At 38.1% G+C, this 24923-nt stretch carries 26 protein-coding genes; 13 read left to right on the forward strand and 13 right to left on the reverse strand.

Annotated elements, in window-relative coordinates:
- The gene (locus tag BUB03_RS18655; protein WP_073066030.1) at positions 1 to 459 is read left to right on the forward strand and encodes a heme-binding domain-containing protein; all 459 of its coding nucleotides are present in this window, start codon (positions 1 to 3) and stop codon (positions 457 to 459) included.
- Between the two features lie 37 nt (positions 460 to 496).
- Here BUB03_RS18655 and BUB03_RS18660 read toward each other — a convergent pair whose 3' ends face one another.
- From BUB03_RS18660 to BUB03_RS18680, 5 genes are all read right to left on the reverse strand, one after another.
- Complete coding sequence (locus BUB03_RS18660) at positions 497 to 1009, reverse strand: NUDIX hydrolase (RefSeq protein ID WP_040999350.1); 513 nt, start codon at positions 1007 to 1009, stop codon at positions 497 to 499.
- Positions 1010 to 1050: 41 nt separating this feature from the next.
- Positions 1051 to 1965 carry a site-specific tyrosine recombinase XerD gene (xerD, locus tag BUB03_RS18665; RefSeq protein ID WP_040999352.1) on the reverse strand — a complete coding sequence of 305 codons (915 nt, stop codon included), beginning with the start codon at positions 1963 to 1965 and terminating at the stop codon, positions 1051 to 1053.
- A gap of 9 nt (positions 1966 to 1974) precedes the next feature.
- Entirely contained in the window at positions 1975 to 2397 is a 423-nt protein-coding gene (locus BUB03_RS18670; RefSeq protein ID WP_040999354.1) for a deoxycytidylate deaminase, read from the reverse strand.
- 41 nt (positions 2398 to 2438) lie between these two features.
- Entirely contained in the window at positions 2439 to 3206 is a 768-nt protein-coding gene (locus BUB03_RS18675) for an enoyl-CoA hydratase-related protein (protein ID WP_073066032.1), read from the reverse strand.
- A gap of 104 nt (positions 3207 to 3310) precedes the next feature.
- Complete coding sequence (locus tag BUB03_RS18680; RefSeq protein ID WP_073066033.1) at positions 3311 to 4798, reverse strand: catalase; 1488 nt, start codon at positions 4796 to 4798, stop codon at positions 3311 to 3313.
- Between the two features lie 132 nt (positions 4799 to 4930).
- On the opposite strand from BUB03_RS18680, the gene BUB03_RS18685 reads away from it, so the two are divergent.
- The 9 genes from BUB03_RS18685 to BUB03_RS18725 all read left to right on the forward strand — a co-directional run bounded on the left by BUB03_RS18685 (position 4931) and on the right by BUB03_RS18725 (position 12676).
- Positions 4931 to 5881 carry a LysR substrate-binding domain-containing protein gene (locus BUB03_RS18685; RefSeq protein ID WP_040999358.1) on the forward strand — a complete coding sequence of 317 codons (951 nt, stop codon included), beginning with the start codon at positions 4931 to 4933 and terminating at the stop codon, positions 5879 to 5881.
- 229 nt (positions 5882 to 6110) lie between these two features.
- Positions 6111 to 7391 carry a methionine adenosyltransferase gene (gene metK, locus BUB03_RS18690; RefSeq protein ID WP_040999360.1) on the forward strand — a complete coding sequence of 427 codons (1281 nt, stop codon included), beginning with the start codon at positions 6111 to 6113 and terminating at the stop codon, positions 7389 to 7391.
- Positions 7392 to 7473: 82 nt separating this feature from the next.
- Positions 7474 to 7965: a hypothetical protein gene (locus tag BUB03_RS18695; RefSeq protein ID WP_081780240.1), complete on the forward strand. Its 492-nt coding sequence runs from the start codon at positions 7474 to 7476 to the stop codon at positions 7963 to 7965.
- A gap of 197 nt (positions 7966 to 8162) precedes the next feature.
- A complete protein-coding gene (locus tag BUB03_RS18700) occupies positions 8163 to 8753 on the forward strand; it encodes an RNA polymerase sigma factor (RefSeq protein WP_040999361.1) in 591 nt (196 codons plus the stop codon).
- Positions 8754 to 8955: 202 nt separating this feature from the next.
- Complete coding sequence (locus BUB03_RS18705) at positions 8956 to 9651, forward strand: YjjG family noncanonical pyrimidine nucleotidase (protein ID WP_073066034.1); 696 nt, start codon at positions 8956 to 8958, stop codon at positions 9649 to 9651.
- A gap of 255 nt (positions 9652 to 9906) precedes the next feature.
- Positions 9907 to 10356 carry a PepSY-like domain-containing protein gene (locus tag BUB03_RS18710; RefSeq protein ID WP_040999365.1) on the forward strand — a complete coding sequence of 150 codons (450 nt, stop codon included), beginning with the start codon at positions 9907 to 9909 and terminating at the stop codon, positions 10354 to 10356.
- A 39-nt stretch (positions 10357 to 10395) separates the two neighbouring features.
- Positions 10396 to 10605, forward strand: a complete 210-nt coding sequence (locus BUB03_RS18715) for a hypothetical protein (RefSeq protein ID WP_073066035.1) — start codon at positions 10396 to 10398, stop codon at positions 10603 to 10605.
- Between the two features lie 106 nt (positions 10606 to 10711).
- Positions 10712 to 11383, forward strand: coding sequence for a response regulator transcription factor (locus BUB03_RS18720; RefSeq protein WP_073066148.1), 672 nt, complete (start codon positions 10712 to 10714; stop codon positions 11381 to 11383).
- Entirely contained in the window at positions 11384 to 12676 is a 1293-nt protein-coding gene (locus BUB03_RS18725; RefSeq protein WP_073066036.1) for a sensor histidine kinase, read from the forward strand.
- A gap of 3 nt (positions 12677 to 12679) precedes the next feature.
- Here BUB03_RS18725 and trpS read toward each other — a convergent pair whose 3' ends face one another.
- From trpS to ileS, 7 genes are all read right to left on the reverse strand, one after another.
- Positions 12680 to 13648: a tryptophan--tRNA ligase gene (gene trpS, locus BUB03_RS18730; RefSeq protein ID WP_040999371.1), complete on the reverse strand. Its 969-nt coding sequence runs from the start codon at positions 13646 to 13648 to the stop codon at positions 12680 to 12682.
- A gap of 142 nt (positions 13649 to 13790) precedes the next feature.
- Positions 13791 to 14435 (reverse strand): SanA/YdcF family protein, encoded by a 645-nt coding sequence (locus tag BUB03_RS18735; RefSeq protein ID WP_073066038.1) that lies wholly within the window; start codon positions 14433 to 14435, stop codon positions 13791 to 13793.
- A 15-nt stretch (positions 14436 to 14450) separates the two neighbouring features.
- The gene (locus BUB03_RS18740) at positions 14451 to 15089 is read right to left on the reverse strand and encodes a lipoprotein signal peptidase (RefSeq protein WP_073066040.1); all 639 of its coding nucleotides are present in this window, start codon (positions 15087 to 15089) and stop codon (positions 14451 to 14453) included.
- The gene (locus tag BUB03_RS18745) at positions 15089 to 15274 is read right to left on the reverse strand and encodes a DUF2683 family protein (RefSeq protein ID WP_040999377.1); all 186 of its coding nucleotides are present in this window, start codon (positions 15272 to 15274) and stop codon (positions 15089 to 15091) included. Before BUB03_RS18745 ends, BUB03_RS18740 begins: the two co-directional genes overlap by 1 nt.
- Positions 15275 to 15294: 20 nt before the next feature.
- Positions 15295 to 15540 (reverse strand): DUF6576 domain-containing protein, encoded by a 246-nt coding sequence (locus BUB03_RS18750; RefSeq protein ID WP_040999378.1) that lies wholly within the window; start codon positions 15538 to 15540, stop codon positions 15295 to 15297.
- Positions 15541 to 15620: 80 nt separating this feature from the next.
- Positions 15621 to 16001, reverse strand: a complete 381-nt coding sequence (locus BUB03_RS18755; RefSeq protein WP_040999380.1) for a TraR/DksA family transcriptional regulator — start codon at positions 15999 to 16001, stop codon at positions 15621 to 15623.
- Between the two features lie 59 nt (positions 16002 to 16060).
- On the reverse strand, positions 16061 to 19450 hold the full coding sequence (ileS, locus tag BUB03_RS18760) for an isoleucine--tRNA ligase (RefSeq protein ID WP_040999382.1): 3390 nt from the start codon (positions 19448 to 19450) through the stop codon (positions 16061 to 16063).
- A 364-nt stretch (positions 19451 to 19814) separates the two neighbouring features.
- Here ileS and BUB03_RS18765 point away from each other — a divergent pair, with 364 nt between their 5' ends.
- The 3 genes from BUB03_RS18765 to BUB03_RS18775 all read left to right on the forward strand — a co-directional run bounded on the left by BUB03_RS18765 (position 19815) and on the right by BUB03_RS18775 (position 23617).
- Positions 19815 to 21503 (forward strand): M23 family metallopeptidase, encoded by a 1689-nt coding sequence (locus tag BUB03_RS18765; RefSeq protein ID WP_073066043.1) that lies wholly within the window; start codon positions 19815 to 19817, stop codon positions 21501 to 21503.
- 88 nt (positions 21504 to 21591) lie between these two features.
- The gene (locus tag BUB03_RS18770; protein WP_073066045.1) at positions 21592 to 22884 is read left to right on the forward strand and encodes a flexirubin biosynthesis putative acyl-CoA ligase FlxY; all 1293 of its coding nucleotides are present in this window, start codon (positions 21592 to 21594) and stop codon (positions 22882 to 22884) included.
- Positions 22885 to 23011: 127 nt separating this feature from the next.
- Positions 23012 to 23617, forward strand: coding sequence for a hypothetical protein (locus BUB03_RS18775; RefSeq protein ID WP_073066048.1), 606 nt, complete (start codon positions 23012 to 23014; stop codon positions 23615 to 23617).
- Between the two features lie 32 nt (positions 23618 to 23649).
- On the opposite strand, the gene BUB03_RS18780 is transcribed toward BUB03_RS18775, so the two are convergent.
- A complete protein-coding gene (locus BUB03_RS18780) occupies positions 23650 to 24900 on the reverse strand; it encodes an NAD(P)/FAD-dependent oxidoreductase (protein WP_073066051.1) in 1251 nt (416 codons plus the stop codon).
- Positions 24901 to 24923 lie beyond the last annotated feature (23 nt).

The following is a 24923-nucleotide window of genomic DNA, read 5'->3' on the forward strand; positions in this document are numbered from 1 at the left end:
ATGAAGACGTTAAAAAAAGTATTGTTCTGGACGTTGGTCGCTTTTGCAATCATCCAGTTCATCCCCATTGACAGGGTAAACAAACCTGTCGATACAGCTGTTAACTTTGTTGATACGAAAAAGACACCGGAAAAGATTAAAGGACTGATAAAAGGAGCCTGTTACGACTGTCATTCCAATGAAACAATTTATCCCAAATATGCTTACTTTGCACCGGTTTCCTGGTCCGTAAAAAGCCATATCAATGAAGGCAGAGAACACCTCAATTTCTCCGTCTGGGGAACCTATAATAAGGAACTGAAAGAGAGTATGCTGAGCAAATCTATCCAGACTATTCAAAACAAGGCTATGCCAATGCCCGGCTATATTGTCTATCATAAAGAAGCCAACCTTTCCGATGCAGAAAGAACACTGCTGGTTCAGTATTTTGAAGAAATGCTGAAATCAAAAACCTATTAAAAAACTCCCACAAAATCTGCGGGAGTTTATACAAAAATTATTTCTTTATATATTCCTTAAAAAATCTCTGCTGAGACTCAAAAGCAATATCATTAAGGTCCAGTGTATTCAAAGGAATCCAGACGGCCTCTGATATTTCAGAAAGCTCAAGGCTCACTTCAAATTTTTCCGGAACATTATACTCATAAAAGAGATCAATCGTATTATAATCGATTTCTTTATATTGGTAAACGTTTGGAAGACTGGCCAAATACTTTAAATTTGAAATATCCACATCAAGCTTAAGCTCTTCAAAAAGCTCTCTTTTACATGTTTCCTCAGCACTTTCCTTTGGATCTACAAAGCCTCCGGCCAGATCCAGTTTTCCCTTTTTAGGATCACGGTTTCTTCTGGTAAGGTAGATTTCGTCACCACATCGGATAACAACGGCTACCGCGCCGGCAACATTATTATAGAGGGTGAAACCACATTCGGGACAGCTCCATTTTTTTTCACCGTCCCAGTGCAGGGTTTCTTTGCCACAGCTTGGGCAGTATTTCAGTAATTTCATCTGTTCTAATTAATTTTTCAAAAATCAGATGCAACTGCGCTTCATTGAGCAATATTGATATTCCTCGGATGGTAACTCAAAATTACATCCCGAAGCTCTTCTGTCTTCAGATGGGTATAGATCTCCGTAGTGGTAATGCTGGAGTGCCCAAGCATTTCCTGGATATAGCGAAGGTCCGCACCATTCTGTAAAAGGTGTGTTGCAAAAGAATGTCTGAAAGTGTGTGGAGATATTTTTTTGCTTACGCCAGCTTTATCTGTAAGTTCTTTAATGATCAGGAATACGATCACTCTGGACATAGAGGTGCCACGGCTGTTCAGAAACAGAGTATCTTCGTATTTCTTATTAATCTTGTTTTTCGAACGTACTTCTTTAATGTAGGTTTCCAAAAGTTCAGCAGTATAATCGGCTAAAGGAACAAAACGTGTTTTGTTGCCTTTCCCGTTTACCTTGATATACTGTTCCTTGAAATTAATGTTCGAAATTTTAAGGTCAATAAGTTCCGAAACACGCAATCCGCATCCGTAAAGAACTTCAATGATACAATGATTTCTCTTTCCGAGATCAGAATCTGCCTCAATGGCTGCGATGATCTTATTGATATCCGGCAGGCTTAAGGTGTCAGGAAGATATAATCCCAGTTTAGGGCCTTCAAGCAGTGAAGCAGGGTTGTCTTCCCTGAACTCATCTTCAAGAAGGAACTTGAAGAAAGCTTTTATGGAAGAAATCCATCTTGCCTGAGATCTTTCGCTGAACTTCTGTTTGGAAAGATTGAAGATATATTCCTGTAAGTTTTCGTACCCGATAGAATCCGGACCGACATTTTCCAGATCTACTTCGGCGTAATCTTTTAATTTTTTGATGTCTCGAATATAGGCATCGAGAGTGTTTTCTGAAAAATTTCTTTCGAAGCGAAGAAATATTTCAAAATCTTTGATCTTTTCATCCCAAGTCATATTTGTGCTTTATTTTTTTAGTTCACAGTCCGATATTTGTTCTATTTCAATACCATGATTCCTCAAGAACGCTATTCCATCGTCGTCTGAATACTCATTAATATACACCAGCCTTGTAATTCCTGCCTGTAAAATCAGCTTGCTGCATTCTTTGCATGGGGACAGCGTTAAATATAACGTTGCGCCTTTTGCAGATTGCGTGGAAGCGGCCAGCTTTAATATTGCATTGGCTTCCGCATGAAGTACATACCAGTGTGTTTTTCCCTCTTCATCTTCACAGCAGTTTTCAAATCCCGAAGGAGTTCCGTTGTAACCATCTGAAATAATCATCCTATCTTTTACGATAAGAGCCCCTACCTGTTTTCTCTTACAGTAGGAGAGTGTTGCCCACTCCTGGGCCATTTTTAGATAAGCTTTATCAAACTTATTCATACCGCAGCATTAGTTTTTTCGAAATAATTTGGATTAAAAATCTAGAAGTTAGGCTTTCTTTTCTCTAAAAAAGCGGAAACTCCTTCTTTCTTGTCGTTCAGTTCAAAAAGTTCCCCGAAATACTTGATTTCAGATTCAAAACCTTTATCCGTGTCAGACAAGTTAACGGCCTGTATTGCCTTTGATATAGCCATTGGTGAGTTATGGGCTATAATACTCGCTAATTCTTTTGTTTTGGTTAATAATTCTTCAATAGGGTATACTTCATTTACCAGTCCGATTTCTTTTGCTTTTTGAGCAGGAATCATTTTGGCAGAGAAGATCATTTCGTTGGCGATACCTTTTCCTACAAGTTTAGGAAGTCTTTGTGTTCCTCCGTATCCGGGGATTAATCCCAGGGTAACTTCCGGAAGCCCCAGTTTTGCATTCTCTGATGCATATCTGATATGGCACGCCATGGCAAGCTCTAAACCTCCTCCTAGTGCAAAACCGTTAACGGCAGCAATTACAGGTTTAGATGTATTTTCAATTTTGTTGAACAGGGTATTATGCCCGTTTCTGGCCAGTTCTTCGGCTTTTTCCTGTCCAAAATCACTGAATTCTTTTATATCGGCCCCCGCTACAAACGATTTTTCACCACTTCCTGTAATGATAATTACCCTGCAGGATTCATCAGCATTAAGTTCGTCCATTGCTGAACTGATCTCCTGAATCGTTTTCGCATTTAAAGCATTTAAGCTTTGAGGTCTGTTTATTGTAACAACAGCTAATTGGTCTTCCTTCTCTAATAATATATTTTCGTAACTCATTTTTCCACTATAAAATATTATTTTTTGCAAATTATGAATTTTTTGCAAAAAAAAGGAAAAAATATTATTTTTTTTTCCTTTTAATTGATGAATTGTTCAAAATACTATTTTGAGTGGTTCATCATATTCGCATCTATATTGATGTTAAGCTGAGATGCCACTTTCATGCCAAGTTCAATATTAGTCCTGAAAAAGTGACATAACTGTCGGTTGATAATCTCGTCTTTTTTTGGTCCGGAAATTCCTTTCATGCTTCCTACTATGTTGCTGATTAGGTGTTCTCTATCCTCAACGTTCATTGCTTTTGTATAGAGCAGCCCGGGTTGGGTGTAGTGATCATCATCGTTTTCATTCCTGTTATAATTCGCAACATGAGCACTGTCCAGTTCATATTCATAATTCTTATAAGAAGGATCAGGCTTGATATCATCAAAGCTGTTCGGGTAATAATTCGGTTTGTCCTGGTAAGCACTTGAGTCTGCCATGAAGCCGTCTCTCTGATAATTGTTGACAGCAAATGGGCATCGGTTCACTTCCAGCTGATGAGCATTTACTCCAACTCTGTATCTGTGGGCATCCGGATAAGAGAACAGTCTTCCCTGAAGCATTTTGTCCGGAGAAAAGCTTATTCCGTTAATCAGGCTGCTTGGTGAAAAAGCAGATTGTTCCACATGGGCAAAATAATTGACCGGAACTTCGTTCAGCTCCATTTCTCCCACTTCAATTAATGGGAAATCACTTTGAAACCATACTTTGGTAATATCAAAAGGATTCCATCTGAAATCTTTGGCCTGCTCTTCTGTCATTACCTGGATATACATCGTCCATTTCGGGAAGTCTCCGTTTTCAATGGCGTTGCATAGATCTTCCTGGGCGAAATCCGGGTTTTCTCCCGCCATCTTTACGGCTTCTGCATCCGTAAAGTTTTTGATTCCCTGTTTTGTTTTAAAATGGAACTTTACCCAAACTCTTTCATTCTGATCATTGATCATTGAGAAAGTATGAGAGCCGAATCCGTGCATGTGTCTGTAGCCATATGGAGTTCCTCTGTCCGACATTAAAATTAGAACCTGGTGAAGGGATTCCGGATTATGGCTCCAGAAATCCCACATCATCGTGGCGCTTTTCAGATTGGTTTTCGGAACTCTTTTCTGGGTGTGGATAAAATCCGGAAATTTTTTGGCATCTTTAATAAAGAATACGGGTGTATTGTTTCCTACAAGATCCCAGTTTCCATCTTCCGTATAAAATTTCAAGGCAAAACCTCTCGGGTCTCTTGCCGTATCTGCACTTCCTTTTTCACCACCTACGGTAGAAAACCGGGCAAACATTCTGCATGAGTTTCCTACTTTTGAGAATAATTTAGCCTTTGTGTACTTAGTAATGTCATGGGTTACGGTAAATGTTCCGTATGCGCCGGTTCCCTTAGCGTGTACTATTCTTTCAGGAATTCTTTCCCTGACGAAGTGCGCGAGGTTTTCCTGAAGGATAAAATCCTGCAGAAGGACAGGGCCTCTAGGACCTACGGTCTGCGAGTCCTGATGTTCAAAATAAGGAGCGCCATTGCTGAGCGTTAATTTTTTAGAATCCATATAGTTATGATTTGTATGGTTGATTTCCCGTGTAAACTGTCTTATGCAGACGTATTAAATATCAAATTTACTTGAATTTTTGATTACAAATGGCAAAAACATTTTATCTTTGTAATAGATAATATTAATCACATGAACATTCAGCAACTGGAGTATCTTATCGCTGTAGATAAGTACAAACATTTTGGTAAGGCAGCTCAGGCATGCTTTATTACGCAGCCTACACTAAGTGCGATGATACAAAAATTTGAGGATGAACTGGATGTGAAGGTATTCGACAGAACAACACACCCGATCCGTACTACAGATGTAGGGCTTCAGATCATTGATCAGGCAAAGGTAATTATAGAATCTGTCAATGAGCTGAAAAATAAAGCCAATCTTTTGAATAATATTTTGGGAGGAACGATCAATTTGGGAATCATTCCTACTGTTTCTTCTTTCATTCTGCCAACGGAAATTTTTAAATTTTTGGAAGAGAATCCGAAAATCCAGATGAATGTAAAAGAAATGACTACTGATAATATTATTAAAGCCTTGAAAGCAGGTGAACTGGATGCAGGAATTATTTCCACACCATATGATTCTGCGGATGAATTTTACCAGGATTTTCTTTTCAATGAAGAGCTGATGATCTACAGCTCCAATACGGAAGCCAATAAAAAGAACTCTTATGTGGTTCCGGAAGAACTGAATGTAGAAAAAGTGTGGCTCCTTGAGGAAGGAAACTGCTTAAGAAACCAGTTTGAAAACATCTGTCATTTAAAAGAAAATACTTTAAAGCCGAAGAATCTGGATTTCTTAGCTTCTAATATCCAGACTTTAGTTCATATGGTGGATAAAGTGGGAGGAATCAGTATTCTGCCGGAATTGGCGCTGAGCCAGCTTTCTGAAGAGCAGAAGGAAAATGTTTTCAGATTCAAAAAGCCTTTCCCTTACAGAGAGATCAGCATCATATATTATAAGCCGACATTTAAGCAGAAAATTATTGATGAACTATCACATTCTATCAAGAATTCTTTAGAGCTTAAACTTAACTATCACGCTAACCCGAAGGAATTTGTAAGCATCAAGCCGCAATGAACTAAGAAGGCCGTAAAGTGATATAAATCATTAATTTTAAGAAAATTATAATTAATAAGCAAAATTCTTTAGTATTAAAAAAATAGTACTTAAATTTGCGGACGTTTATTAACGAGGAAAAATTTGACCTGATTGCAACCTCTCTAAAAATATGCTAAAACAGTATTCTTTTTCGGGCAATTATTCTTATTTTTCTTCACTTATTTTAATCTAAAAAACAAAGAATAATATGTCTTATCTATTTACATCTGAATCTGTTTCAGAAGGACATCCGGATAAAATTGCCGATCAAATCTCCGATGCATTAATCGATCATTTCTTAGCATACGATAAAAACTCTAAGGTAGCTTGTGAAACTCTGGTAACTACAGGACAGGTAGTGCTTGCAGGAGAGGTGAAGTCTGACGCGTATCTTGATGTACAGACTATTGCAAGAGATGTAATCAACGGAATTGGTTATACTAAAGGAGAGTATATGTTCAATGGGGATTCTTGCGGGGTAATCTCAGCAATCCATGAGCAGTCTCCTGATATTAACCAGGGTGTAGACAGAGCTGTAAATGACGGATCTTTCGAAGCCAAAGCCAATGCACAGGGTGCCGGCGACCAGGGAATGATGTTCGGTTATGCAACCAACGAGACAGCTAATTATATGCCTCTTGCGTTAGACCTTGCCCACACTATCCTTAAAGAACTTTCTGCATTAAGAAGAGAAGGTAACGAAATTGCTTACCTGCGTCCGGATGCAAAAAGCCAGGTAACCATCGAGTATTCTGATGATCATAAACCGGTAAGAATTGATTCTATTGTAGTTTCTACACAGCATGATGACTTTGGAACTGAAGAGGAAATGTTGAACAAGATCCGTGAAGATATCAAAAATATCCTTGTACCAAGAGTGGTGGCCCAACAAACTGAAGAGATCAAAGCTTTATTCAACGATCAGATCAAATATCACATCAATCCTACAGGTAAGTTTGTGATCGGAGGTCCTCACGGGGATACGGGTCTTACAGGAAGAAAAATCATTGTAGATACTTACGGAGGAAAAGGTGCTCACGGAGGTGGTGCTTTCTCAGGAAAAGACCCTTCAAAAGTAGACAGAAGTGCGGCTTACGCTACAAGACATATTGCTAAAAACTTAGTCGCTGCAGGAGTAGCTGATGAAGTTTTGGTACAGGTTTCTTATGCTATTGGTGTTGCTGAACCTTGTGGTTTATATATCAATACTTACGGTACTGCAAAAGTAGATCTTCATGATGGGGATATTGCGAAGAAAGTGACTTCTATCTTCGATTTAAGACCTTACGCTATCGAGCAGAACCTGAAACTGAGAAATCCTATCTACCAGGAAACGGCTTCTTACGGGCATATGGGGAAAGAGCACTATACAGCTGATAAAACGTTCAATAAAGGTCAGAAAAATGAAATTACCCTTAAAGGACTTGAGTTCTTTACATGGGAAAAACTTGACAAAGTAGATGAAATTAAAGCCGCTTTCGGTATTTAATTCTTCTTTAAAAATAATAAATGGCTGCTTTATCTTTGGATAAGGCAGTTTTTTTTAATTTTACATCCTAAATAATTTAAAGATGATGAATTTTAGAACGGGACTTGCCACACTTTCCATAATTTTCCTGAGCGTAATGGCAAAGGCGCAGTATACCATGCATAAAATGGTTACTGTGGGATATACTTACCAGAACCAGAGTTTCGGGGAAGTTGGGGGTAAGTTGCTTTTTCTGAAGAATGATGATGTGATATACAGACTGGGCGGATCTGCTCTGATGGGTTCCGCCAATTCCAAATTTGCCATCATGCCGAAACTGCAGGCTGATGTTCTTCTTAATTTTGAAAAAAATGTAGATTTCTATCACTCTTATTATCTTCTGTTAGGAGCTGAAGGAACCAATAAATATATTGCACCCAAAATAGGAGTTACTCTTTTCGGGCTGCTAGATCTTACCGGCGGGTATGCTTTTCCTATCGGAGACGCCCGTTTGAACGGAAAAGAGCTGAAAGGCTTAAATGTTAATTTTACATTAAATATCCCTACGGTCTTTATTCATGATATGTTTAAGTGATGTTTATTAAATTTTCTTGTTAAAATTTAATAATAGGTTAACAGTTATTAAAAAATTATTATATTTACACCATATAATAATTGTACTGCCTATTGATTTTACTTTACTCTAAAAAACTGTTTTGTATTTACAGCTAGGGCCAGATATAATATCTGGAGAATTGCTGGTCTGCAAATTTTTTATTATTGAGAAGAGTTATGAAATCAAAAACGGACAGCCTACTAATTTCCCTTTACCAGAAAGGAGACGAAGAAGCCCTATCGACCCTTATTCATCGTCATCAGAGAGAACTGTTTACATTCATTTTTTACAAAATTAATGATGAAGATCTGGCTAATGATGTTTTTCAGGATACATTCATGAAAATCATCCTGATGCTGAAAGAAGGAAGATATAACGAAGAAGGTAAATTCATTCTTTGGGCAAAAAGAATCGCACACAATCTTATCATTGATCATTTCAGACTGAAAGCAAAGAACGTGAAAGTTTCAGAAACTACTTTTGAAACAGACGAATATTCTATTTTTGATCTGATCAGAGAACCGTCGGAAAATATTGAAGATCAGCTGGTAACATTGCAGATTCAGGAAGATTTGCTGAGAATGCTGCAGTTTCTGCCTCAAAACCAGCAGGAAGTTATTAAACTAAGGTTTTTTGACGGCCTGAGCTTCAAGGAAATTGCAGATCATACCAATATGAGTATCAATACCACATTGGGCAGAGTGCGTTATGCGCTGATTAACCTGAGAAAAATCATGGACGAAAATAACATTGTATTGACACGGTAGGATAATATTTTTAAAAAATTCACGTTTATAGGAAAACATACTTTCGCCTATGAAAAAAAATGATTCCTTAAAAGTGAAAACTTTGAAACCTAAGAAACAAACAATTGATTTTTTATTGAATTACTCAAAAAGTCTTGAACTGGTAAAAACCAAGAGCAAGAATTTTCATGTTTCCAAAAATTAAAGAGTAATTTTGTGCTGTATGAAAATTCAGCACATTTTTTTTGATCTGGACAATACGCTCTGGGATCACCGTAAGAACGCTTTTCTTACCATCAAAGACCTTTTTGAAAAGCAGGAAATCACCTTAAACTACAATATAGATTTTGAGGAATTTCATTCTGTTTATCATGAAATTAATGAAAGTCTGTGGGAAAAAATCAGGGATGGAATCATTGATAAGGAATACCTGAGAAAACACCGTTTTTATGACACATTCAAGCGTTTTGAGGTGGATGATGAAGAGCTTTCACAGTATTTTGAAGAACATTTTCTGGATAAAATCCTTAACCATAACGAGCTGGTAGAGGGAGCTAAGTATATTCTTGAATATTTGAAGTCCAAACATTATACACTCCATGTTATTTCCAACGGATTTCAGGAGGTGACGGAGAGGAAATGCATGCTTTCCGGAATAGATAAATACTTTAAAACCATTACCAGCGCTGATTCTGTAGGTGTCAGAAAACCTAATCCAAAAATTTTTGATTATTCTTTAGGGCTTGCGGAAGCTTCTAAACAAGAAAGTATTCTGATCGGTGACGACTGGATTGCAGATGTTGTAGGCGCACAAAACTATGGGATAGATGTGATCTTCTTTGATGTTTACAAAGAAAATAAACAGGAAGAAGGGCTGAAGACTATTACCCATCTCTTGCAGATCAAAGAATATTTATAAACATACAATTTTTACATATTATTTTTTGAACCACTAAGATTATTGAAGAAGTTAAGTTTAAGATAAAAAATGAAATTTTTTTTAAGAATATATTTCTCTTAATCTTCCTATAGCTTTACTTAATCTTAATGGTTCAAAATCTTTTTTTATCTCTTCATTTCTTATTACTATTTTTCATTCATCTGTTTTTCCTAATTCTTTCCTAAATTGATTCTGAACTTTGCTCCATCATAAAGACAGAAAAAATTTAACGTTATGAAAAATATCAGAAAAATCACAGGAGCATTCGTATTAATTTTCTTACTGGCAGGCGGATTTATTTTTGCACAGGACAGAGCAATCAGTCCTAACCAATTACCTAAAACAGCCAAAACTTTTCTTGCCACTCATTTTAAAGGTATTACCGTAGGATCGGCCATTGAAGATCGTGAAATCTATGGTGTGGACGAATACCAGGCCTATCTGGCTAATGGTATGAAGGTAGAATTCGACAGCAGCGGCAACTGGAAAGAAGTAGACGGCAAACACCAGAAAATTCCTTATGGATTTATTCCTGCATCAATTCGGAATTATGCTGCCAAAAACTTTCCAAATACCTATATCGTGAAGATAGAAAAAGAAAGATGGTCTTATAAAGCTGAACTTTCCAACGGGCTGGATCTTGAATTTGACAGAAAAGGAAATTTCAGAAGAATAGATGATTAATTCGAACAAACAATATATAAAACACCTTAAAACCTTAATATGATGATCAACTGGAATATAATGAACAGCAGGGAGGGAAATGGATCTTCCCAGAGTATAAGGAAAAATGTGCTTTCTTTTTTAACAAGATATTATTCGGGCAGTGTGGTAGATTCGATAGAAAAGAAATGCGACGCTTATAAAATATATCTGATAAGCGGCCTGTGTCTTACTTTTGATGCAGCCGGAAGGCATGTAAAAACAAACTAAAAAGGAATAAGGAGGATAGAGGATCGGGAGTTGCAAAGCATGCTGCCGGGTTCTTTCCTCCGTCTTCCTGTCTATTTTCATATATTTGATAGAAGTTATAATGGATATGAAGATATTAATCATAGAAGATGAGCCGGAACTGAAAGATACCATACAGACTTTTCTGGAAGCAGAGCATTTTATTGTAGAATTTGCCCTTACATACAGTGCCGGACTGGAAAAGATCATTTCGTATGAGTACGATTGTATTCTCCTGGATATTATGCTGCCGGACGGAAACGGTATTGAGCTGCTGAAAGAGATCAAAAAACTGCATAAAAAAGACCCTGTAATTATCCTTTCGGCCAAAGATTCTGTAGATGATAAGGTTGCCGGACTGGAAATAGGAGCGGATGATTATCTTGCGAAGCCCTTCCATCTTGCTGAGCTTATGGCGAGGATCCGGTCGGTGATCAGAAGAAAGAATCAGGATGGGGAAAACATGATTGCGTATAAAAATATCAGTATTGATCCGGAAAACAGAGCTGTTAAAGTCGGTAATCAAGATCTGATCCTTAATCGTAAGGAATATGATCTCCTGTACTATTTTGTGATCCATCCGGAAAAAACATTACAGAAAACGACTTTGGCCGAGGCTATCTGGGGAGATTATATTGATCAGGCAGACAGTCTGGATTTTATTTATTCCCAAATTAAAAATCTTCGTAAAAAACTGAAAAACCTCAATGCAGAAGCTGATTTCCAGGCTGTTTATGGAATAGGTTATAAATTTGTCTGAATGAAAGTTTCGTTAAAATATTACACCATCAAATACATGATCGTTATCCTGCTGCTTATTATTGCAGTCTGGGCAGCGCTCTTTTATGCCTATATTCTGGATGAAGTGTATGATAATGTAGATGATGGACTGAAAGACAGGAAGATACAGATCATTAAAGCGGTATATCACGATCCGAAATTATTGGACAGTAAAGATTTTGGATTTAATGAATTTAAGATCAAGCCTATTTCCGAATCTGAATACAAGGACAAAAGCAGGTTCTATAATAAGATGTTCTATATGGAATATGATGATAAAGACCAGCCTTACCGTGTTTTGGAGACCGATTTCATAGATCAGTTCGGGAAAAGGCAGAGGCTTGAAATTCGCACGTCTACCGTAGAGCAGGATGAATTGGTATATGACCTCACCACAGCACTGATTGTGCTTTACATTTTGCTTGTCATCAGTATTGTTGCTGTTAACGGCTATCTGCTGAATAAGGCGATGCGCCCTTTCTATGCTATTCTTGACAGGCTTAAAAAATATCAGTTTGGGATATCTTCTTCGCAGGAAGCTCAGCGCTATGCCATTAAAGAATTTGAAGAACTCAATGTAGAGATTGAAGAAATGATTGACCGCAATGAGCTTGTTTTCCATCAGCAGAAACAGTTCATTGAAAATGCATCCCATGAACTCCAGACACCGCTGGCCATTGTGATCAATAAAATTGATTTAGTGATTCAGAATGATGATCTCGATAGAAAACACATAAACTTCCTTTCCGAAGTAAAAGGTGACCTCAGAAGAATGGCCGGTTTGAATAAATCTCTTCTCATGCTTTCAAAAATAGAGAACAGCCAGTTCAATAAAACGGAAAAGGTAGATTTTAATGAAATGATTTCTGAGCTCGTTAAAAGCTATGAGGACTTTATTGAATTTAAGAAAGTTCATGTCAGCATTGTTGAAAAAAGATTCTTTGGAGCGGATTTTAATCCCGATCTGGCAGGGATCCTGCTTTCCAATCTGCTTAAAAATGCAGTTAAGTACAATATAGAAGAAGGGGTTGTCAATATTATCATAAAGGACAACGAGCTGATTTTTCAGAATAGCAGTAACGGTATTCCACTTGACGAGGCACAGATTTTCAACCGCTTTTACAAACAGGGTTCAGACCACAGCTCTACGGGGTTGGGACTGTCTATCATCAGCACTATAACAAAACAATATCCCGGTTGGGATATTGTTTATAAGTTTGAAGAAAAAATGCATTGTTTTATTCTTTCTAAAAACAATGCAGGGTTATCGTAATGCTTAAATTCCTAAGCTCGTTCTTACTCTTTTAATGGTTTCTGTAGCAATAACTCTCGTTTTTGCTGCACCTTCCTGAAGTTTTGCTTCCAATTCATCAAGATTGGTCATGTAATAAGAGAATAGTTCTCTTTCTTTTTCAAATCTTACTAAAATCAGATCCAAAAGCTCTTTTTTTGCATGACCATAACCGAAGTTTCCTGCTAAATATTTCGCTCTCAATTCTTCAGTCTGTTCCGGAGTTGCAATTAATTGGTAGATGGCAAATGTTTTATCTGTTTCCGGATCTTTAGGCTCTTCCAACGTTTTAGAATCGGATTCGATGCTCATTACCTGCTTTTTCAGTTCCTTTTCAGGTAAGAAAATATTAATGATATTTCCCATGGATTTAGACATCTTACGGCCGTCTGTTCCGGGAACATATTTCGTGTCTTCCTGAAGCTCAGACTGAGGCAGTACGAAAACTTCCCCCATCTGATTATTAAACCTTGAAGCTACATCACGGGCAATTTCCAGATGCTGAAGCTGATCCTTTCCTACAGGAACGATCTCTGCGTCATACAATAAAATATCTGCCGCCATTAAAATAGGATAGGTAAACAAACCGGCGTTAACGTCCTGAAGTCGGTCTGCCTTATCTTTAAATGAATGGGCAAGAGTTAATCTCTGATAAGGAAAAAAACACGATAAATGCCAAGAAAGTTCACAGGTTTCAGGGATATCACTCTGTCTGTAAAAATATGTTTTTTCCGTATCCAGCCCACAAGCCAGCCAAGCCGCAGCGATCTCGTAGGTATTCTGTTTTAGAACCTTTGCATCTTTAATCTGGGTAAGAGAATGAAGGTTCGCAATAAATAAAAATGATTCATTTCCTTCCTGCTTGGAAAGTTCGATAGCAGGAATAATCGCCCCAAGCAGATTTCCAAGATGGGGGGTTCCGGTGGCTTGAATGCCGGTAAGAATTCTTGACATTTGTTTTTTGATTTATTAAAAATTAATGAAATGCAAATTTAATTAATTCTCCCGCAGATTACACAGATTTGCACAGATGTTTGTATAAAATTAAAAACGCAAGGAATTTAATCTAAAAAACAGGGGATTTCTCAGTGAAAAATTAAGGAATCTGAATCTTTTCTCCCCCGAATTTCGGCTGTACCCCGAAAAGCAGGTCCCAGTATACCTTTGTCTTTGCCAGGTATTCTCTAAGGTTGGTCTTTAAGCCGGCATATTTATTCACATCATTGGCGTTATAGCCGAAAGCCTCTATTCCGTTTTTTTGGGCCAGAAAAACCGCTCTTTCATTATGGAATTTCTGTGAAATGATCACCAGCTTCTTCTGTCCGAAGATATCTTTTGCCCTTACCACGGAATCCAACGTTCGAAACCCGGCATGATCCATTATAATCCTGTCCTTTGGAATGCCGTATTTCATCAGGGTAAGCTGCATATCTTCCGGCTCATTATACTCTTTGGTGCTGTTGTCACCACTTACAATGATATATTTGATCTTTCCGCTTTTATACAGATCTATAGCGGCCTGTATCCTGTTATAAAAATAAGTATTCGGCATGCCGTTGTTCAGATTCTTCCCGGTTCCGAGCAGTAAACCCACTTTGGTTTCGGGAACATCGGAAATGTTATAAGAAACAAAAGGGCTGCTCTCTTTTCTGATGCTGTAGTTAGCCCATGCTATAAAAATAATTCCTGCCACAACAAGCAGCAGGAAAATTTTAAAAATATTTTTAATTACTTTTTTCATCCGGAATACTGTTTTTTAAAACTCAAGTCCGTTAGGGAAAGCTTTTTTTCTGAATATTAACAATAAAGCGGCTCCTACTGTAATAGCTGAATCTGCTACATTGAAGATATATTTGAAGAACTCAATATGTTTTCCTCCAATCAGAGGCCAGTTGTCCGGAACATACCAGTCTACCAGAGGAAAGTGGAGCATATCTACCACACAGCCTTTCATAAAGGCGGAATACCCCTGTTCGAAAGGAACAAACTTGGAAATTCCTCCATATCCGATCCATCGGTCGATGCTCGGGTCATAAACGGTTCCGCTGTCAAAGATCAGCCCGTAAAACATACCGTCGATAAGGTTTCCGATAGCACCGGCAAAAATAACGGCCATCGGGATCAGAAGATAATTGGACGCTCCCTGCTGCAGCCATTTCTTAAACATATACACCATTCCACCGATTAAGAAAAGCCTTAAAATTACCAGAAAATACTTCCCAATGATTCCTCCGAAATGCAGGCCATAGGCCATTCCCGGGTTTTCCACGAAAGTCAGTTTAAAACCAGGAAGTACAGAAACGCTGTCGTCCAGGTTGAAATGGGTTTTGATGTAAATTTTTGAAGCCTGATCAATTAACAATACTAAAAATGTTATAGCTAAGATCTTTTTCATTACAGTCCTTTTGGTTTAGAAGGTTTCTCCGGGTTTTTCTTGTCGAAAATTTTCTTTGCCACTTTTTCTGTATGAAACGTATTTTTGGTGTGAGCTTTTTCAAATTTAATGTTCATTTCCTTTAGAACACTTTTCAGTGCGCTCAGTTCCATAGGATTCTTAGGATGTACTATGATAGATTCCATTTCTTTTCTGTTTTTATATATTACATTTTGGACAGTTCGTCAAGTCTTTTTCTGTCTTTTGCAGAAAGATCATTGATTCCGTTTTTGCCCATCTTACTCAAAAGTCTGTCGATTTCTTTTTCCCTTTCGCGTTTGTCGGAATTAAACTGATCATCGATAGTATAGTTCTTCTGCCGAACGGGAAAGAATCTGTTTCTGATCCATTCCCTATTGAAAAACAGTAAAACTGCAGCAACAATAATTGCTAAAATCAATACTTGGCTCATGGGTATACATTAAAAATTAGGTTTATAAAGTATCCTCGAATACGATATAAACCCAATATTATTTTTACAAACCTTACGGCTTATTTCTGCATATTTTTCGCTTCAATGCTCAGCGTAGCATGAGGAACTGCCAGAAGTCTTTCCTTAGGGATCAGCTTCCCGGTTACTCTGCATACACCATAGGTTTTATTTTCGATTCGGATCAAAGCATTTTTAAGATCACGGACGAATTTTTCCTGACGTCCGGCTAAAATAGAGTTCTGCTCTTTGCTTAAGGTTTCCGCTCCTTCTTCAAAAGCTTTGAAGGTAGGGGAAGTATCATCCGTCCCGTTATTCTGGTCGTTGATGAAGCTTTCTCTGATCAGCTGAAGATCTCTTTCCGCTTTTTCTATTTTTTCTTTTATAACTGCCTTAAATTCCTGTAAATCAGCATCGCTGTATCTAACTCTTTCGTCTGACATATTCTTTTCTCTTTTTTAATAAAATTATGAAATGGAATTTGAAATACATTAACTATATGTTAATTCTTTTCAACATTTACCTTAAAATTAACCTCATCTATTTCGATTTCGTTAAAATTTGAAAGTGAAGATACAATTTCTATTTTATTTGACAAGACCTCTGAGGAAATATATTCCTCATTTTTCTTAACATCTTCAAGGAAAGGAGAATTCTCTTCGATGGAGATCTTAATTCTGTCTGTCAGTTCAAAGTCTTTATCTTTTCGCAGGTTCTGAATTCTGTTGATGAACTCTCTTGCGATACCCTCAGATTTTAATTCTTCAGTTAACGTCAAATCTAATGCCACAGTTGTTTTCCCGTCGGAAGTTACTGTCCATCCCGGGATATCTTTCGTAGAAATTTCCACATCATCAGGGGTAATCTCGTAACCCTGGATGTCTATTTTTCCTTCTTTTTCAAGGCTGGAAATCTGTTCCGCATTCATCTCAGCAATCGCTCCGCCTACAGTTTTCATGTCTTTTCCTAGCTTAGGACCAAGAGCTTTGAAGTTAGGTTTTATCTGTTTTACAATTAAGTGAGATGCTTCTTCTGCATTGATCAACTGTAATTCTTTAACATTCACTTCCTGCTTGATCAGTTCTGCAACGGCCAGGATCTGCTCTTCCGTTTTGGAATCAAGAACCGGTACCAGTACTTTCTGCAATGGCTGGCGAACTTTTACGTTTTCTTTCTTTCTTAAAGAGAAAACCATGCTCGTGATGTTCTGTGCCAGATGCGTTTTTTCTACAAGATCCTGATCGATCAGGCTTTCATCAGCTACAGGGAAATCCGTTAAATGTACAGATTCACCTTTATCTTTTCCTGTTACTTTATTTAAATCCTGATACAATTGATCCATAAAGAACGGAGCAATAGGCGCAGATAATTTCGCTACGGTTTCAAGGCATGTATATAAAGTCTGGTAAGCAGAGATTTTATCATCAGAATAATCTCCCTTCCAGAAACGTCTTCTGCACAGTCTTACGTACCAGTTGCTCAGGTTATCATTCACAAAGGTGCTGATGGCTCTGGCTACTCTTGTCGGTTCATAATCTTCGTAGAATGCTTTTACTTCTTTGATTAAAAGGTTCAGCTCGGAAAGGATCCATCGGTCGATTTCCGGACGGTTTTCCACTTCTTTTTCTGTATAGTTGAATCCATCCACATTGGCATACAAGGCAAAGAATGAGTAGGTGTTGTAAAGTGTTCCGAAAAATTTTCTTCTCACCTCATCAATGCCTTCGATATCAAACTTCAGGTTTTCCCAAGGATTTGCATTCGAGATCATATACCATCTTGTAGCATCCGGACCATATACTGAAAGCGTTTCGAACGGATCTACCGCATTTCCTAAACGTTTTGACATTTTCTGCCCGTTCTTATCCAGAACAAGCCCGTTACTCATTACATTTTTATAAGCAACAGAATCAAAAACAGCAGTTCCGATCGCGTGAAGCGTATAGAACCATCCACGGGTCTGGTCAACACCTTCTGCGATGAAGTCAGCAGGGAATGCCTTGTTATTGTCGATCATTTCCTTATTCTCAAACGGATAATGCAGCTGAGCGTAAGGCATAGATCCTGAATCGAACCAAACGTCGATCAGGTCACTTTCACGGTTCATTGCTTTACCTGAATCAGAAACAAGCACTACTTTGTCCACTACGTTTTTGTGAAGATCAACCAGTTCATAGTTCTGCTCAGACATATTTCCGATTACAAAACCTTTGAAAGGATTTTCTTTCATGAATCCTGCAGCAACAGATTTTTCAATCTCATTGTACAATTCCTCTACAGACCCGATGATCTTTTCTTCTTTAAGATCTTCCGTTCTCCAGATTGGCAACGGAATACCCCAGTATCTTGAACGGGAAAGATTCCAGTCGTTTACATTTTCAAGCCAGTTGGCAAAACGTCCTTCTCCGGTAGCTTTCGGCTTCCAGTTGATTTCTTTGTTTAAATTAACCAGCCTGTCCTTCACAGCAGTCATTTTCACAAACCATGAATCCAGCGGATAATACAATACCGGCTTATCAGTTCTCCAGCAATGCGGGTAACTGTGGACATATTTTTCAACCTTGAAGGCTTTATTTTCAGTTTTTAAAACGATGGCCAGTTCCACATCCCAAGATTTTTCAGGAGCAGTTCCGTCATCATAATACTCGTTCTTGATATATTTTCCTGAAAATACTTCAGGCACATTTTCTCCTTTGATGAATTTACCCTGAAGGTCTACAAGAGGAACAAGGTTATCATTCTCGTCTTTTACCAACATTGGAGGAATTCCGTTTTCCTTTCCGACTCTGGCATCATCTGCACCAAAAGTAGGAGCAATATGAACGATACCCGTACCGTCTTCAGTCGTTACAAAATCCCCGATGATCACTCTGAATGCTTTTTCAGGTGAATCGTTAGGAGTAAACCAAGGGATAAGCTGCTCGTATTGAGTCCCTGCAAGCTGCTCTCCTGTGAATTCTTTTATAATTTTGAAAGGAATGACTTTGCTTGCTTCAGTATAAGCTGCAAAATCTTCATCCGTTCCTTCCGCATATTTCTTACCGAACACTTTAGGTAAAAGAACCCTTGCCAATACAATGGTGATAGGCTCAAATGTATATTGGTTGAACGTTTTAACCAAAACATATTCAATATCTCTTCCTACTGCCAAAGCTGTGTTGGAAGGTAAGGTCCATGGAGTAGTGGTCCATGCTAAAACATGCACATCTCCATCCACCTCATTAAACAGTTCAGAAGTTTCTTTTTTCGCTTTGAACTGTGCCACTACCGTAGTATCCGAAACATCACGGTAAGTTCCCGGCTGGTTAAGTTCGTGGGAAGAAAGTCCTGTTCCTGCTTTTGGGGAATAAGGTTGGATCGTATAACCCTTGTACAATAATTCTTTATCATACAATTGTTTCAGCAGCCACCAAACGGTCTCCATATATTTGGATTTGTAGGTGATATAAGGATCATCAAGGTCTACCCAGTATCCGATTTTCTCTGTAAGGTTATTCCATACGTCAGTATACCGCATTACCGCTTCACGGCAGGCTTTGTTGTAATCTTCAATTGAAATCTTTTTGCCAATATCTTCTTTCGTAATTCCTAATTCCTTTTCTACGCCCAGTTCCACAGGAAGTCCGTGTGTATCCCAGCCCGCTTTACGGAAAACCTGTTTCCCGTTCTGCGTCTGGAAACGACAGAAAATATCCTTTAATGCTCTGGCCATAACGTGGTGAATTCCGGGCATACCATTTGCTGAAGGCGGACCTTCATAAAAAACAAACTCGGCGTTACCCTCGCGAATCTCAACACTTTTACTGAACGTTTTATTCTGTTTCCAAAACTCCGATACATTCTCGGCTATGTCAATAAGGTTGAGGTTTTTGTATTCTTTAAATTGGCTCATTGTAAATATCTCAATATCGTTGATTAATTAAGTCTGCAAATTTAGTGATTTTTGTCGGTTTATAAGATATGTTTTATTTAGCTTATATCTATTAAAAAGTCAATTTCAGAAATATAAATGCAGAATGAAGTTTGAAGGTGAATAGTGAAGAGTGAATAGGTGAATTTTTCTTGTGGTTTACACTGTTTTTCACAGTTGTTTTATTCAATAGGAGCGGGCTTTAGCCCGCCTAAAAATGGGCTATATTCATTAGGCTTTAGCCAAAATTTAAAATCAAAAGCCATGGCTTTCACAAATGGCATATTTTTCACAGCAATAATATAAAAATTTCGTAAATTTCAATAGATCCCAAAACCAATGTCGTATGAAAATTTTCTGCAAACTACTCTTCATTGCTTACTTTCTAAATTATTTTGCAGCATCAGCGCAGAATAATTATCCGCAAAACTATTTCCGGAATCCGTTGAATATCCCCATGCAGCTGGCAGCCAATTTTGGAGCCGTCCGTTCCAATCATTTTCATATGGGCTTGGATCTGAGAACCAACAGCCAGGAAAATTTATCGGTTGTTGCGGCGGCTGACGGTTATGTAAGCAGGATAAAAGTAGAACGCTACGGTTTTGGAAATGCAGTTTATATCACCCACCCCAATGGCTATACTACAGTTTATGCTCATCTCAATAAATATTTTGACCAGCTGGATGGATATGTAAAAGAAAGACAGTACAAAGACGAAAAATGGGAGCAGGATATCACTTTTTCTCCCGGGCAGTTTCCCGTAACTAAAGGCCAGGTCATCGCTTTAAGCGGAAATACCGGAGGTTCGGCCGGACCGCATTTACATTTTGAAGTCAGGGATACTAAAACGGAAGAATGTATCAATCCTCTGCTTTTTGGCTTTAATATTCCGGACCGTGTTGTTCCTACGATCAGCGGGCTGTATTGGTATGACCGTCGTTTCAGTACTTATGAGCCCGGGGCAAATGGAATTCCGGTTAAAAAAGCCGGCAATGCATATACAACAGATATTATCCAGGTTACTTCACCGGAAATAAGCTTTGCGGTTAAAGCTGTGGATAAAGCCAATCAGGGATTTAACCTTGGAATTTATCAGGCAGATCTGTTGATGGATGGTAAGTTGATCTATAGTTTTTCCATTGATAAAGTAAGCTATGATGATACCCGCTATCTCAATGGCTGTATAGATTACACAAAGTTTTCGAGAGATAAAATGAGTATCCAGCACTTATCCGAATTACCGGGAATGAAACTGAAGAATTACAATTCATCCGGTAAAACAGGAATTATTCACCTTGAGGATGACAGTGTTCACAATATTGAAATTGTTTTAAAGGACGTTAACGGAAACACCAGTAAGCTGGTCACAAAAGTTCGTTATGCTGTAAATTCACAGCAGGTAACTCCTTCGGATCAATTGGTAAAACCGGATGAAGCAAAAACAGTAAGTACCGAAAATGCGGCAATAAATCTTAGTAAAAATGCAGTGTATGATGCGGTGAACTTTAAAATAGGTGAAAAACCGGCTTCCCATCCGGCTGCAATTTCCAATACTGTTGTTCTGCAGACTGCATACATTCCGGTTCATGATTATTTTACACTGAAAATAAAACCCAACAGGAAACTATCAACTGAAGAAAAGAATAAACTGGTTATGCTGTTTGATTACGGAAGTGATACGGATGCCGTAAAAGCAAAATGGAATGGAGACCGGGCAGAGGCAGAATTTAACAGACTTGGTACGGCAGTTCTGCTGTTGGATGAAAGTTTACCTTCTGTTTCTGCGAACTGGAAAGAAGGAGCCCTTGTAAACAACAGTAGTTTACGATTAAAAGGAACGGCTAAAGTGGGTGATATTGCTTCATTCCGTGCGGAACTGGATGGGAAATGGCTCCGCTTTGCCCGGTTAAAAGACGATTTTGTCTATGTTTTTGATGAAAAATGTCCAAAAGGCTCAGGTTCACATGTCTTAAAAATAACAACAATCAATACGGCAGGAAACACTAATACGCAAACTTTTACTTTCCAACGGTAAAATGATAACGCTCAATAATTGTTAAATCTTTTAATCATTCAATCTTTTAATTTTAAATAAATAAATTTGTCTTTTAAAAATAAAATCATTGGAATTCTATCCGGCCATCGAAAAATCAGGTATCCAGGAAATAAAAAAGTTTCAGGAGCAAAAGCTTCAGGAGCTTCTGGCTTATCTTGAGACTCATTCACCTTTTTATCAGAAATTATTCAAAGAAAATAATATCAATCCTGCAGATATCCGCACATTGGAAGATCTGCAGAAGATTCCGACCACTACAAAGAATGATCTGCAGCAGTACAATCACGATTTTTTCTGTATTTCGCAGGACAAAATTGTGGATTACAGCACCACCTCAGGAACTTTGGGTGATCCGGTCACTTTTGGATTGTCTGATAATGATCTTGAAAGACTGGCCTACAATGAAGCCATTTCTTTTGCCTGTGCCGGAATTCAGAAAGGAGATGTCGTTCAGATGATCACCACCATCGACAAAAGATTTATGGCAGGGCTTGCTTATTTTCTGGGGTTAAGGAAAATGGGAGCCAGTGTGGTAAGAATGGGCCCCGGAATTCCCGAGCTTCAGTGGGATTCTATTTTCAGATACAAGCCTAAATACTTAATTACAGTACCTTCTTTTCTTTTGAAAATGATAGATTATGCTGAAAAAAATGGACTGGATTATAAAAATTCAAGTGTTTACGGAGCGGTATGTATCGGGGAAAGCATCAAAAACCAGGATTTTACCGACAATATCCTTTCGCAGAAGATCAAAGAAAAATGGAACATTAAATTGTTTTCCACCTATGCCTCCACAGAAATGAGTACCGCATTCACGGAATGTGAATTTCAGATCGGCGGCCATCATCACCCTGAACTCATTATCACGGAAATCCTTGACGATAACGAAATTCCTGTTCAGGAAGGTGAAAACGGAGAGCTGACCATCACTACTTTAGGGGTAGAAGCCATTCCTTTGCTTCGCTTTAAGACCGGGGATATTGTTAAGGCTCATTATGAACCGTGTCAATGTGGAAGAAACACGATGAGGCTGGGCCCGGTTGTCGGAAGAAAACAGCAGATGATCAAGTACAAAGGGACGACACTTTATCCGCCTGCGATGAATGATATTTTAAATGATTTTAGTACCATTTTGTGTTATCAGATTGTTATTCAGTCTGACGAAATTGGTTTGGATGAAATTATTATCAGGCTGAGCACAGAAGAGGACCATGAAACTTTTGTCAATGAAGTTCGTGATCATTTCCGGGCAAAGCTAAGGGTAAGTCCTAAAATTGAGATCATAGATTTTGATATCCTTTCCAAAACCGTTTTCAACCCAAACAGCAGAAAACCGATTACCTTCATAGATTTAAGATAAAAATACATCACAAACATGAAAAAATGTTGGCTTGAAAGCCAATCATTACAGTGAAAAAAAGTAAAAGCAGTTCAGCAGACCAATATTTATAATATATTTGAAACTTAATTTTTAGAAACCTATAACCATGAAAAAATTATTATTGCTATTATTTGTAGCAATGACAACAGTGGCTTTTGCCCAAAATCAAATCAATATTGAATCCGGAAATTTCGATTTCTTAAAAGACCAGACCGAAGTGAATGTGCAGTTGAAGTTCGATAATGCTGTTTATCAGGAGAAAAATTTTACAGAGGCACAGTATATAGAAAACAGGAAAGCAGATATTACTGCTAAAAAAAGTGAAGCGGTCTGGAAAAACTGGGAATATCAGTGGGGGCAGTTTAAAACTTCAGAATATTTGAATTATTTCTTTGAGGGAATCAACAGCAAATCAAAAAAAGTAACATTTAAAAATGATACTAAAGCAAAATATACCCTAATCATTGATGCAAAATGGATTTATGCAGGCTGGTACGGCGGAATGATCGGTTCACAGGAAGCTAAATTAACTGCGGACCTGACGTTTGTAGAGACAGATAATCCGTCAAATGTGGTGATGAGGTTACAGGCTGATAAAATCCAGGGGAAAAAGATGAACAAGGATTTTGCCTGGGAATACGGAAGAATTGCCGGAGCTTATGAAGTGACAGGTAAAAAACTCGGAGCAGAAATAAAAAAAGCACTTAAATAAAACAAAAGGGTCTGAATTTTTTAGACCCTTTTTTATGATTGTTCCTGCTGTTTCTCCATTTTGATGAGGTTGGCAAGGTTTTTAATAACCGTATCGTGCTTTCTTACAAAAGGATTGTCCTTATTCCAGACATAGCCGGCTAAAACCGCACATATTTTCCTTTTCACATCTTCATTTTCAGGCCTGTGGAAAAATAATTCCTGAAGATTTCCCGTATACCATTCCTTCACATAAGTAGTGAAAACATCTACGCCATAAAGAATATAATCCGTGTACTCTTTCTGCCAGTCAATTTTCTCACCATTAAGCTGTCTTAGAGCCAATTTCGCGGCAAGCATTCCTGATTCCGTAGCAAATGCCATTCCTGATGAAAAAACAGGGTCAAGGAACTCAGATGCATTTCCGGTCAGGGCATATCCATCCCCAAACAGCTGCTTTACCGAGCAGGAATAATCTTTCAGATGCCTTGGCTCAAAAAGAAAATCCACATTGCCAAAACGTTTTACATAATAATCAGAAAGAGAAATGGCTTTTCTTAGTGCTTCTGTCGTATCACCGTTTTCAGATAGGTTTTCAATATAATCTGTAGGTCCTACAATTCCTACGCTCGTATTACCGTTGGAAAAGGGGATTACCCAAAGCCATACTTCAGTTTCAATAATATCAAAAGAAATAAGAGTACCTTCTTCGCCTTCCTCCCTGTTAATATCCTTTACATGAGAAAAAATGGCAGAATGTGGAGACAGTTTAGAAGGTTTTTCAAGATCAAGCAATCTGGGAAGCACTCTTCCGTAGCCACTTGAATCGATCACAAACTTAGAGTGGATCTCCTTTGTTTCACCGTCTTTATTTTTTACCGTAGTTACAGAATCTGTGCCATTGAACCGGATATCAACAACTTCCGTTTCAAATTCAAGATCAATGCCCTTGTTGATTACTTCCTGGGCCAGTGTATTATCAAAATCAGCTCTTGGAACCTGCCAGGTCCAGTCCCAGCCTTCACCAAACTTGTCACTGAAATCAAAAATGCAGACTTCATGGCCTCTTAAAAAACGTGCTCCAAGCTTTTTTTCGAAGCCCATTTTATCCAGAGCCGGAAAAAGGCCTGCTTCATCAAAATGATCCATTACCCTGGGAATTAAGCTTTCGCCTACCACCAGTCTTGGGAATTTTGTCTTTTCAACAACCTTTACGTTGACGTTGTTCTTCTTTAAGTATGAAGAAGATACGCATCCGGAAGGTCCAGCACCGATTACGAGAACGTCAACAAATTCTTTGCTCATCTTGATTTTTTATTTTAATAATA

Origin of the sequence: Chryseobacterium oranimense (assembly GCF_900129755.1) — a bacterium.
GTDB lineage: Bacteria > Bacteroidota > Bacteroidia > Flavobacteriales > Weeksellaceae > Chryseobacterium > Chryseobacterium oranimense.